Raw genomic sequence first — 18,015 nt, 5'->3', positions numbered from 1 at the left:
ATCTGGCACAAAACGCCAAACCGATTCAATATAGCTCGACACACTGTTGAGTTCTCAAAAGACACCCGCGCTCGGGGACCGGGCCTGATGGCCGTCGCCCCGGGGCGTCAGAGTCGGCCCCGCGAGGAGGCAACTCTCTTATGCTACGTGTACCGGAGAGCGGCGTCAAGCCTCACTCCGGGCGGCCGGATCTACACCGAAGTGGAGTTCCTGGGCCGTCGCCTCCGGTCCGGATCCGCGTCCCTGGCCTGTCGGCCGGTCTCGCTCTCGTCCGTCCCGTCCTGGCGACATCGAGAAAGTTACAGGATGCTCCGGAGCCGTTGAACAGGGGGGTCCCCTTCCGGTGTTCTTGCAGGTCAACGGCCGATCAGGCCGCTCGGACCCGCACACCGGCCAGGTTGCGCTTCCCCCGGCGCACCACCAGCCAGCCGCCGTCGAGGACGTCACCGGCACCCGGCACCCACTCCTCGTCGACGATCTTGACGTTGTTGACGTACGCGCCGCCCTCCTTCACCGCACGACGCGCGGCGCCCTTGCTGTCGGTCAGGCCGGTGGCGACGAGCAGGTCGACGATCGTGTCGGCCGGGCCGGCGTCGGCCGTCGGCACCTCGGCGAGCGCGGCGCCGAGGGTGGCCGCGTCCAGGTCGGTGAGCTCCGCCCGGCCGAACAGGGCCTGGCTCGCGGTCGTCACCTGCCTCGTCTGCTCCTCGCCGTGCACCAACGTCGTCAGCTCGGCGGCGAGACGCCGTTGCGCGCCGCGCAGGTGCGGCTTCTCGGCCAGCTCGGTCTCCAGCGCCTCGATCTCGGCGCGGTCGAGGAAGGTGAAGAGCTTCAGGTAGGTGATCGCGTCGGCGTCGGCGACGTTCACGAAGTACTGGTACCAGGCGTACGGCGAGGTGCGGTCCGGGTCGAGCCAGACGTTGCCGCCCCCGGTAGACTTGCCGAACTTGCGGCCCTCGGAGTCGGTGACCAGCCGCAGGGTCAGCGCGTGGACGTGGTCACCGGTCACCCGACGGATGAGGTCGACACCGCCGACGATGTTGCCCCACTGGTCGGACCCGCCGATCTGCAGCCGCACCCCGAGCTCGCGGTAGAGGTGCAGGTAGTCCTGGGCCTGCAGCAGCAGGTAGCTGAACTCGGTGTAGGACATCCCGTCGCCGGCGAGGCGACGCTTCACCGTGTCCCGCGAGATCATCGTGCTGACCGGGAAGTGCTTGCCGAGGTCGCGCAGGAACTCCAGGACCGTCTGCTGCCCGGTCCAGTCCAGGTTGTTGACGGCGGTGGCGCCGGTCGGTCCGCCGTCGAAGGAGACGAAGCGCTCCAGCTGTCCGCGGATCAGGTTCGTCCAGTCGGCCACGGTCGCGGCGTCGTTGAGCGTCCGCTCCCCCACGTCACGCGGATCGCCGATCATGCCGGTCGCGCCGCCCGCGAGGATCACCGGCCGCTGGCCGGCCTCCTGGAACCGGCGCAGCGTCAGCATCGGGATCAGGTGCCCGGCGTGCAGGCTGGACGCGGTCGGGTCGAACCCGGCATAGATCGACACCGGGTCGCCGGCGGCGAGCTCCTTCGCGAGCGCGTCGCGGTCGGTGCTCTGCGCGATCAGGCCGCGCCACTCCAGGTCGTCGAGGATGTCGGTACCCACGGTGCCCATCTTGGTCGGGCCGCCGCGGCGCGTGCACGCGGGTTCCTCAGGCGCTGCGACGACGGCGCGTCCCGGCCCGGTACGGGCTGACCGCGGGCGAGCCGTCGACCCAGTACCGCCACGGCAGCTCGACCGCCGCGGCGACGCCCACCCGGGGTCCGGACCGGACGATCTCCGGACCGAGCGGGGGCCCCATTCGCAGCCGTACCCGGGAGGCCGGGTCGGTGACGTCGGTCCCGTCGTCCTCGCGACGCAGCCCGAGGAGCGCGGCCAGCCGTGCGGGTCCGCGGGCCAGGTCGGCGTCGCGGCGGGCGGTGGGCCGGCGCTGGCGGGCCACCCCCGGGTCGGTGAGCAGCTCGCCGGCGCGCAGCAGGACAGCGCCCGGCTCGCCGTCGGGCAGGCACGACACGTTCGCGCAGAAGTGCATGCCGTAGACGAAGTAGACGTACAGGTGGCCGGGCGGGCCGAACATCACCGCGTTGCGCGGGGTCCGGCCGCGGTAGCAGTGCGACGCGGGGTCATCGCGGCCCCGGTAGGCCTCCACCTCGACCAGCCGCACCGCGACCGTGCCGTCGGGGGTGTCGGCCTCGAGGACGCAGCCGAGCAGGCGTCGCGCGGCGGGCAGGACGTCGACGGCCAGCACCGAACGGTCCAGCAGACCGGCGGGGCCCGGCCGGTCGTCCCGGCCGGGCCCCGCCGTGTGGTCGTCGTCCGCCATCAGCGGCGCGCGAGCGCCAGCTGCACGCAGGTCACGACACCGGCCATGGCCTTCTCGACCTCGTCGAGCGGGGGCAGGGTCGGGGCGAGACGGATGGTCGCGTCCTGCGGGTCCTTGCCGTAGGGGTGCGTCGCACCGGCCGGGGTCAGGACGATGCCCGCCTCCTTGGCCAGGCGCACGACCTCCGAGGCGAGGCCGTCCGGGACGGTCAGGCTCACGAAGTAGCCGCCCTTCGGCTTCGTCCAGGTCACGCCGTCGACGTCGGCGAACGCCTCGGTCAGCAGACGATCGACCGCGGCGAACTTCGGGGCGATCAGCTCGCGGTGCGCGGCCATGTGCGCACGCAGCCCGGCGGCGTCCTTGAGGAACAGCGCATGACGGAGGTGGTTGACCTTGTCCGGGCCGATCGTCTTCTTCGACGCCAGCTTCAGCCACCAGTCGACGTTCGCCTGCGAGGCACCGAAGAACGCGACGCCCGCACCGGCGAGGGTGATCTTCGAGGTGGACCCGAAGACGAACGGCCGGTCCGGGTTGCCCGCCTCGGCCGCGAGCGCGAGGACGTCGGCGATCTCGATCTCCTCGGTGGTCAGGTGGTGCACCGCGTAGGCGTTGTCCCACATGATCCGGAAGTCCGGGGCGGCGGTCGGCATGGTGGCCAACCGGCGCACGACCTCGTCGGAGTAGACGACGCCGTCGGGGTTCGAGTACTTCGGCACGCACCAGATGCCCTTGATCGACGGGTCCTCGGCGACGAGCCGCTCGACCTCGTCCATGTCGGGGCCGTCGGCGGTCATGCCGACGGTGACCACGTCGATCCCCAGGCGCTCGCACACGCCGTAGTGCCGGTCGTAACCGGGGACCGGGGCGATGAACGCCACGCGGCCGGCGTCGACCCAGCGGGTCGGGGCGCCGGGCAGCGCGGTCAGCAGCGCGTGCACGAGGGTGTCGTGCATGAGCTCGAGGCTGGAGTTGTTGGCCGCCACCAGCTGCCCGACCGGGACCTGGAGCGACGGCGCGAAGATCTCGCGCAGCTCGGGCAGACCCTGGCCGCCGCCGTAGTTGCGGATGTCGGTGCCGTCGGCCGCGCGGAACTGTCCCGCGCCCGGCAGGCCGAGCAGCTCGTGGGACAGGTCCAGCTGCTGCGCGGACGGCTTGCCCCGCGTCAGGTCGAGCTTCAGGCCGGCGGCCTTGAGCTCCTCGTAGGCTGCGGCAGGGTCGGTCATGCGGTTCCTCCGGTGAACTCTCGCGCTGCTCCGACCGCGGTACGCAGGTCGGTGAGCTGCTCGGCGACCCGGTCGCCGGCCGTCCCACCGCGGGCGTTCCGCGACGCGATGGAGCCTTCCACGGTCAGTACCTCGCGCACACTCGGGTCCAGTGCCGGGTGCACGGCGGCCAGCTCGGCGTCGGTCAGGTCCTCCAGTCCGACGCCGCGGGCCTCGGCGGCGCGGACGCAGCCGCCCGCGGCCTCGTGGGCCACCCGGAACGGCACGCCCTGCCGGACGAGCCACTCGGCGACGTCGGTGGCCAGGGTGAACCCGGCCGGGGCCAGCTCGGCGAGCCGCTCGGTGTGGAAGGTCAGGGTGGCCACCATCCCGGCGACCGCGGGGAGCAGGAGCTCCAGCTGCGCGACCGAGTCGAACAGCGGCTCCTTGTCCTCCTGCAGATCCCGGTTGTAGGCCAGCGGGAGCCCCTTGAGGGTGGTCATGAGCCCGGCGAGGTTGCCGACCAGCCGGCCGGACTTCCCACGTGCCAGCTCGGCCACGTCGGGGTTCTTCTTCTGCGGCATGATCGAGCTGCCGGTGGAGAACGCGTCGTCGAGGGTGACGTAGCCGAACTCGGCCGTCGCCCAGAGGATGACCTCCTCCGACAGCCGCGACAGGTCGACGCCGATCATCGCGAGGACGAACGCGGCCTCGGCCGCGAAGTCGCGCGCGGCGGTCCCGTCGATCGAGTTGGCCGAGGACCCGGTGAAGCCGAGCTCGGCGGCGACGGCCTCCGGGTCGAGCCCGAGCGAGGAACCGGCGAGCGCGCCGGAGCCGTACGGCGACCAGGCGCTGCGCCGGTCCCAGTCGGCCAGCCGGTCGACGTCGCGCAGCAGGGCCTGGGCGTGCGCGGCGAGCTGGTGGCCGAGCAGCACCGGCTGCGCGTGCTGCAGGTGCGTGCGGCCGGGCATCGGGGCGTCGGGGTGCGCCTGCGCCTGGTCGACGAGTGCGTCGACGACGTCGAGCACACCGGAACCGACCCGCCGCACGGCGTCGCGCAGCCACATCCGGAACTGGGTGGCGACCTGGTCGTTGCGCGAGCGACCGGCCCGCAGCTTCCCGCCCAGGTCGGCACCCGCCCGCTCGATCAGGCCGCGCTCGAGTGCGGTGTGCACGTCCTCGTCGCCCGGGTCGGGGCCGAACGCCCCGGAGGCGACATCGGCGGCGAGCTCGTCGAGTGCCTTGTGCATCCCCGACAGCTCCTCGTCGGTCAGCAGACCGGCGCGGTGCAGGACCCGGGCGTGCGCCTTCGAGCCGCGGATGTCGTAGGGGGCCAGTGCCCAGTCGAAGTGGGTGGACTTCGACAGCGCCGCGAGCGCATCGGCCGGACCGGACGCGAACCGGCCACCCCACAGCGCTCCGCCACCGGCGACCGCGCCCCGTCGGGGGTCCGCGTCGGTCATGTCGGGTCTCCTTCTCGTTCGTCGTGCGCCCCGGTGGCCGCGTGGGCCCTCCGGGACAGGTCCTGCAGCCGCTCGGCCAGCTCCGCCCCGGTGAGGGGCTCACGGGCGACGACGATGACCGTGTCGTCCCCGGCGATGGTGCCGACGACGTCGTGCAGTGCGGCCCGGTCGAGCGCGCTCGCGAGGTAGTGCGCCGCGCCCGGCGGGGTACGCAGGACGGCCAGGTTCCCACTCGCGTCGGCGGACACGAGCAGCTCCCCCAGCAACCGGGCCACCCGGCCGGTGCCGCCCTCGACGCCGCGCACGGGGCTGCCGTCCTCGGGGATGCGGTAGACCGGCTGCCCGCCGTCGGCGCCGCGCAGCTTCACCGCACCGAGCTCGTCGAGGTCCCGCGACAGCGTGGCCTGGGTCGTCTCGATGCCGTGCCGCTCGTGGAGCAGTCCGATGATCTCGACCTGGCTGCTCAGCTGGTGGTTCCAGATCACGTCGATGACGGCGGCCTGCCGTCGGGCCCGGTTGACCGGGTTCCTCCGGTCGCGGTCGGTCTCACCCATGCCGCAGGAGCCAGGCGAGCAGCGCCTTCTGCGCGTGCAGCCGGTTCTCGGCCTCGTCCCAGACGGCGCTGGCCGGGCCGTCGAGGACCTCGTCGGTGATCTCGTCGCCGCGGTGGGCCGGCAGGCAGTGCAGCACGATCGCGTCCGGCGCGGCGTGCTCCAGCAGGGCGGCGTTGACCTGGTACGGCCGGAACGGCGCGACCCGGTCCAGGCCGTCGTCCTCCTGGCCCATCGAGGTCCAGGTGTCGGTGACGACGACCTGGGCCCCCGCCACGGCGGCCACCGGGTCCGCGACGAGTGCGACCGAACCGCCGGTCTGCTCGGCCCGGGCCTTCGCGTCGCGGAGCACGTCGTCGTCGGGGGTGAACCCGGCGGGCGCGGCGATCCGCACGTGCAGCCCGGCGGTGGCCCCGCCGAGCAGCAGCGAGTGGGCGATGTTGTTCGCGCCGTCGCCGAGGTAGGTCAGGGTGAGCCCGGCGAGGCGGCCGAAGCGCTCCCGCACGGTCTGCAGGTCCGCCAGGATCTGGCACGGGTGGAACGTGTCGGTCAGCGCGTTGACCACCGGCACGGTCGCCGCGGCGGCCATCTCCTCGATCCGTTCCTGGCCGCTGGTGCGCCACACGATCGCGTCGAGGTAGCGCGACAGCACCCGGGCGGTGTCGGAGATCGTCTCGCCGCGCCCGAGCTGGCTGGTCGTGCCGTCGAGGATGATCGCGGTGCCACCGAGCTGGGTGATCCCGGCCTCGAACGACACCCGGGTGCGGGTGGAGGACTTGTCGAACACGACCCCCACCGCACGCGGGCCGGCCAGCGGGCTCTCGGCGAAGGGGTCGGCCTTGAGCCGGTCGGCGAGATCGAGGACATCGGCCTGCTCGGCCGGGGTCAGGTCGTCGTCCCGCAGCAGGTGGCGGACCATCAGCTCCCCTGCCCCTCGTGCTGGGCCGCGGCGGCGTCGAGGAACGCCGGGAAGGCCGTCAGGAACTCCTCGGCCTCGTCGTCGGTCAGGGTCAGGGCCGGGGCCAGCCGCAGCCGGTCCGGGGTGGCGTTGTTGATCAGGAACCCGGCGTCGCGGGCGGCCGCGGCGGCCTGCGCGGCGACCGGCGCGGTGAGGCCGATGCCGATGTGCAGGCCGGCGCCGGACACGTCGCCCACGAGGGGGTGGCCGAGACCGTCGATCCGGCTGCGGATCTCCTTGCCGAGCCGGTCGACGTGGCCGAGCAGACCCTCGGCCGCGACCGTGTCGAGCACGGCGAGCGCCGCGGCGCAGGTCACCGGGTTGCCGCCGAAGGTGGTGCCGTGCTGCCCGGGCTCGAGCAGGGCTGCGGCGGCGCCGAGCCCGATGCAGGCACCGATCGGGAGGCCGCCACCGAGGCCCTTGGCCAGGGTGACCACGTCCGGGAGGACGCCGTGCGCCTGGTGGGCGAACCAGTACCCGGTGCGGCCGATGCCGGTCTGCACCTCGTCGAGGACGAGCAGCGCGCCGCGCTCGGCGGTGATCCGCCGGGCCTGCGCCAGGTACCCCTCGGGAGGCACGATCACGCCGGCCTCGCCGAGGATCGGCTCCAGGACCACCGCGGCGGTCCGCTCGGTCACCGCGGCGTCGATTGCGGCGACGTCACCGAACGGGATGTGCCTCACCCCGGCGGGCATCGGCTCGAACGGGGCCCGCTTGGCGGGCTGCCCGGTCAGCGCGAGCGCGCCCATCGTGCGGCCGTGGAACGCGCCCTCACAGGCGATGATCTCCGGCCTGCCCGTCCGGCGGGCGATCTTGAAGGCGGCCTCGTTGGCCTCGGTGCCGGAGTTGCAGAGCAGGGTGCGGGCGTCGTCGCGGCCGAGCAGTGCCTGCAGCCGCTCGGCGAGCTGCAGCGCGGGCTCGGTGATGAAGAAGTTCGAGGTGTGGCCGAGGGTGCGGACCTGCTCGGACACCGCCTCGACGACGGCCGGGTGCGCATGCCCGAGCGCGTTGACCGCGAGCCCCGCATACAGGTCCAGGTAGGCGCGACCCTCGGCGTCCCACACCCGGGCGCCCTCGCCGCGGACCAGGGTCAGCGGCGGGATCCCGTAGTTGTTCATCAGGGCGGCCTGCCACCGCTGCGCGTGCGTGTTCATGTCGTTCCCCCAGCCGTGGCACCGGGGGCGTCCGGCAGCACCATCGTGCCGACGCCCTCGTGCGTGAACACCTCGAGCAGGACCGAGTGCGGCACCCGCCCGTCGATCACATGGGCCTGTCCGACGCCCGAGCGCACGGCGCGCAGGCAGGCCTCCATCTTCGGGGCCATGCCGCTCTCCAGGCGGGGCAGCATCGGCTCCAGCTGGTCCGCCGTCAACGAGGTGATGATCGACTCCGGGTCGGGGTAGTTCGCGTAGAGACCCTCGACGTCGGTGAGCACCACGAGCTTCGCGGCGTCCAGCGCACCGGCCAGCGCCGCGGCGGCGCTGTCGGCGTTGATGTTGTGGACCTGGCCGTCGGCGTCCGGCGCGACCCCCGCGACGACCGGGATGCGGCCCGCGGCGATGATGTCCAGCACCGCGTCCGGGTTGACCTTCGTGACGTCGCCGACCAGGCCGATGTCGACGGGCTCGCCGCCGACGAGCGCGGTGCGCTTCTCGGCGGTGAACAGTCCTGCGTCCTCCCCGGACAACCCGACGGCGAACGGGCCGTGGACGTTGATCAGCCCGACGAGCTCGCGCCCGACCTGGCCGAACAGCACCATCCGGACGATCTCCATCGTCTCCGGGGTGGTGACGCGCAGGCCTCCGCGGAACTCGCCGGGCATGCCGAGCCGCTTCAGCATGGCCGAGATCTGTGGCCCGCCGCCGTGCACGACGACCGGGTGGATGCCGGCGAGCCGCAGGAACACCATGTCCCGGGCGAAGGCCTGCTTCAGCTCCTCGTCGATCATGGCGTTCCCGCCGTACTTGACGACGACGATCCGGCCGTGGAACCGCTGCAGCCAGGGCAGCGCCTCGGCGAGCACGCCCGCCTTCTCCCCCGCCCGCTTCAGTCGGGCCGGGGTCTCCGGGGACCGCGCGATCTGCGGCTGGGGCAGCGCGTCCGGGGCGACCGGCTCAGGAGGAGTAGGCACTGTTCTCCTCCACGTAGGCGTGTGACAGGTCGGTGGTCCTGATCTCCGCGGTGTGTCCCTCGGCCCCGCCGGACAGACCCAGCCCGACCTCGATCAGGACGTCCTTCCCGGACAGGTCGCAGTCGGCCCGGTCCCCGGCCACGGCCGCGCCCTTGCACAGCAGCACGCCGTTGATCGTGACGTCGAGGTGCTCGGGGTCGAGCTCGGCGTCGGCGTACCCGGCGGCGGCCGCGACCCGGCCCCAGTTGGGGTCGGATCCGAACATCGCGGTCTTCACCAGGGAGTCGCGGGCGATCGTGCGGGCGACGGTCACCGCGTCGTCCTCGGAGGCGGCGCCGGTGACCCGCACGGTGATGCGCTTGGTGACGCCCTCGGCGTCGGCCTGCATCTGCTCGGCGAGGTCACGGCACACGCGGGTGAGCGCGGCGGTGAACACCGCCGGGTCGGCCTCGACGCCGGACGCGCCGGAGGCCAGCACCAGCACGGTGTCGTTGGTGGACATCGAGCCGTCGACGTCGAGCCGGTCGAAGCTGTAGCGGACGGCCTCGCGCAGCGCGGCGTCGAGCGTCGCCCGGTCGAGCACCGCGTCGGTGGTGAGCACGCTGAGCATTGTCGCCATCGACGGGGCGATCATCCCGGCGCCCTTGGTCGTGCCCCCGACGGTCCAGCCGGCCGGATCGGTGACGACGGACTCCTTCGGGACGGTGTCGGTCGTCATGATCGCGCCGGCGACGGCGGACCCGGCCTCGGGCCCCGACGCCAGCTCCCCGGCGGCCGTCCGGACCCCGGCGAGCAGGGTCTCCCGCGGGAGCTGCTCGCCGATGAGGCCGGTGGAGCACACGGCGACGTCGATCGCACCGCAGCCGAGTACCTCGGCGGCCTGCTCCGCGGTGGCGTGCGCCGTCTGGAAGCCCTCGGCCCCGGTGCAGGCGTTCGCCCCGCCGGAGTTGAGGACCACCGCGCGCAGCGAGCCGGTGGTCAGCACCTGCTGCGACCACAGGACGGGAGCGGCCTTGACCTTGTTGCGGGTGAAGACCCCGGCGGCCTCGGTGCGCGGGCCGTCGTTCACCACGAGCGCCAGGTCGGCCCGCCCGGACTTCTTGATCCCGGCGGCGATCCCGGCGGCCCGGAAGCCCTTCGCTGCGGTCACGCTCACGGCGCCACTCCCGTCGTCGGCAGGCCGGTGGTCTCGGGCAGACCGAGGGCCAGGTTCATGCACTGGACGGCGCCGCCCGCGGTGCCCTTGGTCAGGTTGTCGATCGCCGAGACGACGACGAGGCGGCCCGCGTCGGCGTCGACGGTGACCTGCAGCGCGACGTTGTTGGAGCCCAGGGTCTGCGCCGTGGTGGGCCACTGGCCCTCCGGCAGCAGGTGCACGAACGGCTCGTCGGCGTAGGCCTTCTCGTAGACCGACCGGACCGCGGCCGCATCGGTCGCCGGGTCGGCCAGCAGGGCCGAGCAGGAGGCGAGGATGCCGCGCGGCAGCGGCGCGAGCACCGGGGTGAAGCTGACCGAGACGGGCGAGCCGAGCGCGGCGGACAGGTTCTGCGCGATCTCGGGGGTGTGCCGGTGCACACCGCCGACGCCGTACGCCGACAGCGACCCCATGACCTCCGCGCCCAGCAGGTGCGGCTTGAGCGACTTGCCCGCACCGGAGGTGCCGGTGACCGCGGTGATCACGACCTCGGGGGCGACCAGGCCGGCGACCAGCGCGGGGACCAGCGCGAGGCTGGTCCCGGTCGGGTAGCAGCCGGGCACCGCGACGCGCCTGGTGCCGGTCAGCGACGCCCGGGCGCCGGGCAGCTCGGGCAGCCCGTAGGGCCAGTGCCCGGCGTGCTCGCCGCCGTACCACCGGTCCCAGGCGGCCGGGTCGGTCAGGCGGTGGTCCGCCCCGCAGTCCACGACGAGGGTGTCCGGCCCCAGCTGCGCCGCCAGCTCGGCGGACTTGCCGTGCGGCAGGGCCAGGAACACCGCGTCGTGTCCGGCGAGGTTCTCCGCCGTGCTCTCGCCCAGGACGCGGTCCGCGAGCGGGGCCAGGTGCGGCTGGTGCTCGCCCAGACGCGTGCCCGCGTTCCCGCCGGCCGTGAGGGCGCCGATCTCCACCTCGGGATGTGCGAGCAGCAGCCGGAGGAGCTCTCCCCCGGCGTAGCCACTGGCTCCCGCCACTGCGATGCGTACCACGTGGATGAGTATGCACGGCCACGCAAAGCCATGCAATCGGGATTCGCGATCGCGACCGGGCGGGGCGGAACCGGGCCCGGCGGGCACGTCCGGCGCCTAGTTTCCCGCGGGTGCGGCGACGGGTGACACGCGGGGTGGGACCGGGCGCGGGAACGCCTGCCCGGGGACGGTCGGCGACCCCGACGGCGGCGGTCACCGCGGTGGTCACGGCGGTGCTCGCGGGGCTGCTCGGCGGGTGCGCCTCGACCGTGGCCGGGACGCCGTGGCCCACCGGACAGGGGCCGGCGCTGCCCTCGACCGCGGCGGCTCCGGTGGAGCCCACGCGGCGGCCGCCGACGTCGTTCACGGTGCCGGGGCCGCTGTCGAACGGGCCGCTCGCCGCCCCGACCACCGACGGCCGTCCGACGACGACGGTCCCGCCCGTCCCGGTTCCGCCCTCGTCCGGTCTCCCCGACGGCGGGGACGGCGGGGACGGCGGGGACGGCGGGGACGGCGGGGACGGCACGGCCCGCACGGTGCCGCCGGTGCCGGTCGGGGACGGTGCGTCCCGTGTCCCGGACGGCCGGGCCCGGCCCGCACCGGACGCGGCGCGCGCCGCTCCCACGCGGGCCGCCGCGCCGGCCCCACCGGCCCCGCTGACCTCCGACGTGGTGGCCGACGAGTGCCTGCTCGACCGTGCGACGCTGACCGGGTTGCTGGGCGGCCCACCGGTCGCGCCGGCGACGAACGCCGTGGTCACCCGCACCGACGGCACCCGCACCCGGGCCTGTTTCGCGCTCGCCGACGGCGTGACGGTGTCGGTGAACGCCTACACGACCAACCGGAGCACCCCTGCCGGCTACGTGGCCGCCGCGCGGCACGGCAGCGCGGTGACCGGGCTGCCGGCGGGGACCTCGGCGACGGTGCTCGACACCGTCGCCGGGCCGACCCTGCAGCTGGCCACCGCCCGGTACCTCGTGACGGTGGCGGTTGCGGGGCGGACCCCGTCCCGGGACCAGTGGCGGGCCGCGGCGGTGGCCGCGGCCGCGGCGGTCCCGCGCTGAGCCGGCCGGGGCCGGCGCGGCACGGACCGCTGCGGGCCCGGACTCAGCGCAGCGCGGCCCCGTGCCGGGCCGTGGCCTCGGCGACCGCCGCGTCGCGGGCGGCGTTCGCCTCCTCGCTGGTCAGCGTGCGGTCCGAGGCGCGCAGGCGCAGCGAGAACGCCAGCGAACGGCGCCCCTGTCCGACCTGGTCACCGGTGTAGACGTCGAACAGCCGCACCGACTCCAGCAGCTCCCCCGCGCCCGCGGTGAGCGCGTCGGCGAGGTCCGCCGCCGGGACCGACTCGTCGGCGACCAGCGCGACGTCCACCGCGACCGGCGGGAACGCCGACACCCGCGGCACCGGCAGGTTCTCCCGCAGCGGGATCGCGTCGAGGTCGATCTCGGCCGCGGCGGTGCGGGCCGGCAGCCCCAGCGCCTCGACGACCTTGGGGTGCAGCTCACCGGCGTACCCGACGACGGTGTCGGTCCCGGCCGCGTCGACCAGGACGAGCTCGGCGCACCGGCCGGGGTGCCACGGTGCCCGCTCGGCGCGGCGCGGCCGCAGCTCCACCCCGGCGGCGGCGCCGGTCAGCCGGGCCGCCTCGACGGCGTCGGACCAGGACGCCGGACGGCCCGGGCCCCACCAGCCGCGCGGCTCACGGTTCTCGGCGAGGACGATCCCGACGTGCACGGGCTGGTCGGGCAGCGCGGCGCGCAGGGCGGCGTACTCCTCGTCGGAGGGACGGCCGGTCACGGCCGGGTCGGGCATCGCGGGGGTGGTCTCCCCCGGCTGCACGACCTGCGCGATCGCGTACAGCGCGAGGTCCTCGGCGCCGCGGGAACGGTTGCGCACCAGCATGTCGAGCAGGCCGGGGAGCAGGGTCGTCGCGAGCCGGGACCGCTCGGCGTCGAGCGGGTTGGTGACGGCGACGGTGCGGCGGCGCTCGTCGTCGGCAGCCAGGCCCAGGTCGTCCCAGACGGCGTCGGAGACGAACGGGAACGGCAGCACCTCGACGTGGCCCGCCTCGGCGAGGGCCCGGGACACCGCGCGGCAGCGCTGCTGGGCGGCGGTCAGGCCACGCCCTGCCGGGGCGGCGGGCAGCACCGACGGGATGGCGTCGTAGCCCTCCAGCCGCAGCACCTCCTCCACCAGGTCGGCGGCCATGGTGAGGTCCGGGCGCCAGGTCGGCGGGGTCGCGACGACGACACCCTCCCCGCCGGCGCCGGTGTCCAGGGAGATCGCGCAGCCGACCTGGGTCAGGCGCCGCACGGTGGACCCGCGCGGGTACTCGACCCCGGCGACGCGGTCGGGCATCGACAGCGGCATCCGCACGCTCGCGACGGCGGGGACCCCGCCTTCGTCGGTGCGCCCGTCGGCGAGGGTGCCGCCGCCGAGCTCGACGAGCAGCTGCGCGGCACGCTCGGCCGCGACCGGCGGGAGCGCCGGGTCCACGACCCGCTCGAACCGCTTGGACGCCTCGCTGGGCAGCTTGTGCCGGCGTGCGGCGCGCGCGATCACCGGCGGCGAGAAGTGCGCGGCCTCCAGCAGGACGTCGACCCGGGCGCCGTCGGCGAGGTCCTCCGGCGCGGGGATCTCGGTGGACGCCCCGCCCATCACGCCGGCGAGCCCGATCGGGCCGGAGTCGTCGGTGATGAGCAGGTCGTCGGGGTCCAGGGCGCGGGTCTGGCCGTCGAGGGTCTGCAGCTTCTCCCCCGTCGTCGCGCGGCGGACCTCGATGGCGCCGCTCAGCCGGGACGCGTCGTAGGCGTGCAGCGGCTGGCCGAGGTCGAGCATCACGTAGTTGGTGACGTCGACGACCAGCGAGATCGGGCGCATCCCGGCCGAGAGCAGCGCGCGCTGCATCCACCACGGACTGGGCGCGGCCGGGTCGACGCCGTCGACCCGCCGCGCGACGAACCGCGGGCAGGCGTCGGTGTCGGCGAGCCGGACCGGCCAGGCGTCGCCGGTGGTGTCCGGGACGGCGACCCTGGTGACCGGGTCGGTGTAGTCGGCGTCGAGCGAGGTCGCGAGCTCGCGGGCGAGGCCGCGGACGGCGAAGCAGTAGCCCCGGTCCGGGGTGACGGCGAGCTCGACGACGGGCTCGGTGAGCCCGAGGCCCTCCAGCGCGTCGTCGCCGGGCTCGGCAGTGCCGGGCGGGAGCACGAGGATGCCGCCGGTGTCGGCGCCGAGGCCGAGCTCCTTCGCCGAGGCGATCATGCCGTCGGAGACCTTGCCGTAGGTCGTGCGCTGGGCGATCGCGAAGTCGCCGGGGAGCACGGCACCCGGCTCGGTGACGACGACGAGGTCGCCGACGGCGAAGTTGCGCGCACCGCAGACGACGTACCGGTGACGTTCGGTGCCGTCGCCCTGGGTTCCGAAGCCCACCCGGCAGTACCGGATCGGCTTCTTGAACTCGGTGAGCTCCTCGATCTCCTGCACGCGGGCGACGGTCACCGGCCCGGTGATCGCGGGGGCCGGGTGGATGTCCTCGACCTCCAGCCCGACCCGGACGAAGGCGTCGCCGATCGCCTCGGGCCCGGCGGGCAGCGCCGCCGGGTCGATGTGCCGGGCGAGCCAGGACGCGGACACTCGCACTGCTCAGAACTCCTCGTGTGGAAGCGGGGTGGGCCGGGTCAGACGCCGAACGCGGTCGAGAAGCGGACGTCGCCCTCGACCATGTCCCGCATGTCCGGGATGCCGTTGCGGAACATGAGGGTCCGCTCGATGCCCATGCCGAAGGCGAACCCGGAGTACACCTCGGTGTCGACGCCGCAGGCGCGCAGGACGTTCGGGTTGACCATGCCGCAGCCGCCCCACTCGACCCAGCCGGGGCCGCCCTTCTTCTGCGGGAACCACAGGTCCACCTCGGCCGAGGGCTCGGTGAACGGGAAGTACGACGGTCGCATGCGGGTCCCGGCCTCGGGGCCGAACACCGCGCGGGCGAACGCGTCGAGCGTCCCCTTGAGGTGGGCCATGGTCAGCCCGCGGTCGACGGCGAGGCCCTCGACCTGGTGGAACACCGGGGTGTGGGTGGCGTCGAGCTCGTCGGTGCGGAAGGTCCGGCCCGGGCAGGCGACGTAGACCGGCAGCTCGCGCTCCAGCAGCGACCGGACCTGGACCGGCGAGGTGTGCGTGCGCAGCACCGTGCCCGAGTCCTGCCCGCGCTCGGGGTCACCCAGGTAGAAGGTGTCCTGCATGGTGCGGGCCGGGTGGTCCTTGCCGAAGTTGAGCGCGTCGAAGTTCAGCCAAGACGCCTCGACCTCGGGGCCCTCGGCGACCTCCCAGCCCATCCCGACGAAGATGTCGGCGATCCGCTCGGACAGCTGGGTGATGGGGTGGCGCGCGCCGCGCGGGCAACGGTCCCAGGGCAGGGTGACGTCGACGGTCTCCTCGGCCAGCACCCGGGCGTCGCGCTCGGCGAGCAGGACCTCGCGGCGCGCGTCGAACGCGGCCTGGGCCTCCACGCGGGCGGCGTTGACCCGCTTGCCGGCGTCGGCGCGCTCGGGACCGGGCAGCTGTCCCAGCGACCGGCGCGCCATCGGGATCGGGGCGCGGTCCCCGAGGTGCGCGGGCTTCACCGCGGCCAGCGCGTCGAGGTCGCCCGCCTCGTCGAACGCCGTGCGGGCGGCCTCCACCGCGGCCTTCAGTACGTCCGGGTCAAGAGGGCTCGCCGTGTCGTTCTCACTCATGGTGCCCACGATCGTAGAGGGCGGCCGCGAGCGGGTTTCAGCCGCGCGCCGGGGGCAGCTGCGGGGCGACGCCCGCACGGGCCGCGACCGTCGCGTACAGGCAGATCGCCGCGGCGGTGGCGAGGTTCAGCGACTCGGCCCGGCCGTGGATCGGGACGCGGACCCGGTGGTCGGCGGCGTCGTGCACCTCGGCCGACGGGCCGTGCGCCTCACTGCCGAGGATCCAGGCGACCGGCCCGGCGAGGGTCGGGGTGACGGCGGGGTCGTGCAGGTCGACCTCGCCGTGCCCGTCGGCGACGAGTGTGGTCAGCCCGGCCGCCCGGCACATCTCGACGACGGCGGGGGCGTCCCGGTCGCGGGCCAGCGGCAGGTGGAACACGCTGCCGGTGGAGGCCCGGACGGCCTTCCCGTTGTGCGGGTCGACGGTGTCCCCGGCGAGGAGGACCGCGTCGCAGCCGGCTGCGTCGGCGACCCGGACCACGGTGCCGACGTTGCCGGGGTCGGAGATGCCGTCGCAGACGGTGACGAAGCCGGGGACCCCGGCCAGCGCGGCGGACACCGGCACGTCGAGCAGGTCGCAGACGGCGACGAGCCCCTGCGGGGTGACCGTCTCCGACAGGGCCGCGGCGGCCTTCTCGGTCACCGGGGACACCCGGGCGCCGGAGCGCTCCGCGGCCTCGACCAGCTCGGGGTGGCGCGCGGCGGCGACGGCGGTGACGAACAGCTCGTGCACCGTGACGGCGTCGAGGGCCTCACGGACGGCCTGGGCCCCCTCGACGAGGAAACGCCCGGCCCGATCGCGCCCCGCGCGTCGCAGCAGCTTGCGTGCCGCTGCGACGCGGGGGGTGCGTTCGGTGCCGGGCGTGGAGTCCGCGGAGCGCTCACCGGCGCTGCGCGACTCGATGTCGCCCCGGGTCACCTCAGGCCGCGGAGCCCTGCTCGGTGCCGACCGGCAGGTTCTCCTTCGCCACCGCGACGAGCGCGGCGAAGGCGGCCGGGTCGCTCACGGCGATCTCGGCGAGGTTCTTGCGGTCGACCTCGACACCGGCGGCCTTGAGGCCCTGGATGAACCGGTTGTAGGTCATGTCGTTTGCGCGGGCCGCGGCGTTGATGCGGGTGATCCACAGCTGCCGGAAGTCGCCCTTGCGCGCGCGACGGTCCCGGTAGGCGTAGTTCATCGAGTGGAGCATCTGCTCCTTGGCCTTGCGGTACAGCCGCGAGCGCTGCCCGCGGTAGCCGGCGGCCGACTCGAGCGTGGTGCGGCGCTTCTTCTGGGCGTTCACGGAGCGCTTCACGCGTGCCATGGGGTATCTCCTGGGGCTTCTCCGGCACTACCGCGGTGGGGGTGCGGCGTGCCGGGGTTCGTGAAAGGGGCGGAAGGTCAGTGACCGAGCAGCTTCTTGACGCGCTTCACATCGGCCTTGGCGAGCTCGACGGTGCCCGACAGGTCACGCTTCTCCTTGCGCGACTTGACCTCGAGACGGTGCCGCAGCCCGGCCTGCTGGCGCATGAGCTTGCCGCCACCGGTGATGCGGACGCGCTTCGCGGTCCCCTTGTGCGTCTTGTTCTTCGGCATGACGTATCCGTTCGATGTCGGCCCCCGAGGTTCCGGGGGTCGGTGCGGGTACTGCGTGTCCCTCCCGTGCCCGGCGGCGGCCGGACACGGGAGTGGGACCTCACGCCTCGGCGTCTGCCGGGGCGTCGGAGCTGGCTGCGGCCGTCGTCTTGCGCGAGACCGGCTTCTTCGTCGGTGCCAGCACCATCGTCATGTTGCGGCCGTCCTGTTTCGGAGCGGCCTCGACGACGGCCATGTCACCGATGTCCTCGGCCAGGCGCTGGAGCAGGCGGTAGCCCAGCTCGGGACGCGACTGCTCGCGACCACGGAACATGATCGTGACCTTGACCTTGTTGCCGCCTTCGAGGAAGCGGATGACGTGACCGCGCTTCGTCTCGTAGTCGTGCTTGTCGATCTTCGGCCGGAGCTTCTGCTCCTTGATCACGGTGAGCTGCTGGTTGCGCCGGGACTCCCGGGCCTTCTGCGCGCTCTCGTACTTGAACTTTCCGTAGTCCATGAGCTTGCAGACCGGCGGGCGGGCCTGGCCGGCGACCTCGACGAGGTCGAGGTCGGCGTCCTGGGCCAGCTTGAGGGCGTCCTCGATGCGCACGATCCCGACCTGCTCGCCGTTCGGGCCCACGAGGCGGACCTCGGGCACGCGGATGCGGTCGTTGATGCGGGGCTCTGTGCTGATGGGGTCTCCTGAGTGACTCGCTGTGTCGCTACTACCTGCTGCGCCGGCGACGACAAGCGAAGACCCGTTGATCGGCCCGCGACAGAATTCTGCCGTGAAGCCGGACCATGGACCCGGACACCGTCACGATCACGGCACGGGTGGGAGCGGGGCTCCACTTGACGCCCGGAACACACGTGACAACGCGATCCCGGGTGGTCGCATTCCC

General features: G+C 74.0%; 17 protein-coding genes. 1 reads left to right on the top strand and 16 read right to left on the bottom strand.

Going from position 1 to position 18,015, the window contains the following annotated elements:
• Nucleotides 1-367: 367 nt before the first annotated feature.
• Genes tyrS through argC form a run of 10 tightly spaced genes read right to left on the bottom strand, consistent with a single transcriptional unit; the run spans nucleotide 368 to nucleotide 10,852 of the window.
• Nucleotides 368-1,642: a tyrosine--tRNA ligase gene (tyrS, locus tag Ae505Ps2_RS19865; protein WP_170917062.1), complete on the bottom strand. Its 1,275-nt coding sequence runs from the start codon at nucleotides 1,640-1,642 to the stop codon at nucleotides 368-370.
• A 46-nt stretch (nucleotides 1,643-1,688) separates the two neighbouring features.
• Complete coding sequence (locus Ae505Ps2_RS19860; protein ID WP_083696022.1) at nucleotides 1,689-2,360, bottom strand: DNA-3-methyladenine glycosylase; 672 nt, start codon at nucleotides 2,358-2,360, stop codon at nucleotides 1,689-1,691.
• Nucleotides 2,360-3,583, bottom strand: a complete 1,224-nt coding sequence (locus tag Ae505Ps2_RS19855; protein ID WP_075305860.1) for an aminotransferase class I/II-fold pyridoxal phosphate-dependent enzyme — start codon at nucleotides 3,581-3,583, stop codon at nucleotides 2,360-2,362. The genes Ae505Ps2_RS19860 and Ae505Ps2_RS19855 overlap by 1 nt, the downstream gene beginning before the upstream one ends.
• Nucleotides 3,580-5,025 carry an argininosuccinate lyase gene (gene argH / locus Ae505Ps2_RS19850; RefSeq protein ID WP_020623718.1) on the bottom strand — a complete coding sequence of 482 codons (1,446 nt, stop codon included), beginning with the start codon at nucleotides 5,023-5,025 and terminating at the stop codon, nucleotides 3,580-3,582. The genes Ae505Ps2_RS19855 and argH overlap by 4 nt, the downstream gene beginning before the upstream one ends.
• Nucleotides 5,022-5,579 (bottom strand): arginine repressor, encoded by a 558-nt coding sequence (locus tag Ae505Ps2_RS19845; RefSeq protein ID WP_020623717.1) that lies wholly within the window; start codon nucleotides 5,577-5,579, stop codon nucleotides 5,022-5,024. Before Ae505Ps2_RS19845 ends, argH begins: the two co-directional genes overlap by 4 nt.
• Nucleotides 5,572-6,495: an ornithine carbamoyltransferase gene (gene argF, locus Ae505Ps2_RS19840; RefSeq protein ID WP_020623716.1), complete on the bottom strand. Its 924-nt coding sequence runs from the start codon at nucleotides 6,493-6,495 to the stop codon at nucleotides 5,572-5,574. The genes Ae505Ps2_RS19845 and argF overlap by 8 nt, the downstream gene beginning before the upstream one ends.
• Nucleotides 6,495-7,688 carry an acetylornithine transaminase gene (locus Ae505Ps2_RS19835; RefSeq protein WP_075305859.1) on the bottom strand — a complete coding sequence of 398 codons (1,194 nt, stop codon included), beginning with the start codon at nucleotides 7,686-7,688 and terminating at the stop codon, nucleotides 6,495-6,497. The genes argF and Ae505Ps2_RS19835 overlap by 1 nt, the downstream gene beginning before the upstream one ends.
• Nucleotides 7,685-8,614, bottom strand: coding sequence for an acetylglutamate kinase (gene argB, locus Ae505Ps2_RS19830; RefSeq protein ID WP_075311670.1), 930 nt, complete (start codon nucleotides 8,612-8,614; stop codon nucleotides 7,685-7,687). Before argB ends, Ae505Ps2_RS19835 begins: the two co-directional genes overlap by 4 nt.
• Nucleotides 8,615-8,648: 34 nt before the next feature.
• Entirely contained in the window at nucleotides 8,649-9,821 is a 1,173-nt protein-coding gene (argJ, locus tag Ae505Ps2_RS19825) for a bifunctional glutamate N-acetyltransferase/amino-acid acetyltransferase ArgJ (protein ID WP_020623713.1), read from the bottom strand.
• On the bottom strand, nucleotides 9,818-10,852 hold the full coding sequence (gene argC / locus Ae505Ps2_RS19820; RefSeq protein WP_170917146.1) for an N-acetyl-gamma-glutamyl-phosphate reductase: 1,035 nt from the start codon (nucleotides 10,850-10,852) through the stop codon (nucleotides 9,818-9,820). Before argC ends, argJ begins: the two co-directional genes overlap by 4 nt.
• A gap of 194 nt (nucleotides 10,853-11,046) precedes the next feature.
• On the opposite strand from argC, the gene Ae505Ps2_RS19815 reads away from it, so the two are divergent.
• Nucleotides 11,047-11,889 carry a hypothetical protein gene (locus Ae505Ps2_RS19815; protein ID WP_075553855.1) on the top strand — a complete coding sequence of 281 codons (843 nt, stop codon included), beginning with the start codon at nucleotides 11,047-11,049 and terminating at the stop codon, nucleotides 11,887-11,889.
• Nucleotides 11,890-11,932: 43 nt separating this feature from the next.
• On the opposite strand, the gene pheT is transcribed toward Ae505Ps2_RS19815, so the two are convergent.
• The 6 genes from pheT to infC all read right to left on the bottom strand — a co-directional run bounded on the left by pheT (nucleotide 11,933) and on the right by infC (nucleotide 17,807).
• Nucleotides 11,933-14,464 (bottom strand): phenylalanine--tRNA ligase subunit beta, encoded by a 2,532-nt coding sequence (gene pheT / locus Ae505Ps2_RS19810; RefSeq protein ID WP_075553854.1) that lies wholly within the window; start codon nucleotides 14,462-14,464, stop codon nucleotides 11,933-11,935.
• A 38-nt stretch (nucleotides 14,465-14,502) separates the two neighbouring features.
• Nucleotides 14,503-15,558 (bottom strand): phenylalanine--tRNA ligase subunit alpha, encoded by a 1,056-nt coding sequence (gene pheS, locus Ae505Ps2_RS19805; protein WP_075305853.1) that lies wholly within the window; start codon nucleotides 15,556-15,558, stop codon nucleotides 14,503-14,505.
• A 37-nt stretch (nucleotides 15,559-15,595) separates the two neighbouring features.
• Nucleotides 15,596-16,477 carry an RNA methyltransferase gene (locus Ae505Ps2_RS19800; RefSeq protein ID WP_337819500.1) on the bottom strand — a complete coding sequence of 294 codons (882 nt, stop codon included), beginning with the start codon at nucleotides 16,475-16,477 and terminating at the stop codon, nucleotides 15,596-15,598.
• A 1-nt stretch (nucleotide 16,478) separates the two neighbouring features.
• A complete protein-coding gene (gene rplT / locus Ae505Ps2_RS19795) occupies nucleotides 16,479-16,862 on the bottom strand; it encodes a 50S ribosomal protein L20 (protein ID WP_020623392.1) in 384 nt (127 codons plus the stop codon).
• A 77-nt stretch (nucleotides 16,863-16,939) separates the two neighbouring features.
• On the bottom strand, nucleotides 16,940-17,134 hold the full coding sequence (gene rpmI / locus Ae505Ps2_RS19790; protein ID WP_020623393.1) for a 50S ribosomal protein L35: 195 nt from the start codon (nucleotides 17,132-17,134) through the stop codon (nucleotides 16,940-16,942).
• Between the two features lie 100 nt (nucleotides 17,135-17,234).
• Nucleotides 17,235-17,807, bottom strand: coding sequence for a translation initiation factor IF-3 (infC, locus tag Ae505Ps2_RS19785; RefSeq protein WP_051050118.1), 573 nt, complete (start codon nucleotides 17,805-17,807; stop codon nucleotides 17,235-17,237).
• Nucleotides 17,808-18,015 lie beyond the last annotated feature (208 nt).

Source organism: Pseudonocardia sp. Ae505_Ps2 (assembly GCF_001932425.1).
In the GTDB taxonomy this organism is placed as follows: Bacteria; Actinomycetota; Actinomycetes; order Mycobacteriales; family Pseudonocardiaceae; genus Pseudonocardia.
This window is presented reverse-complemented; position numbering and strand designations above follow the sequence as displayed.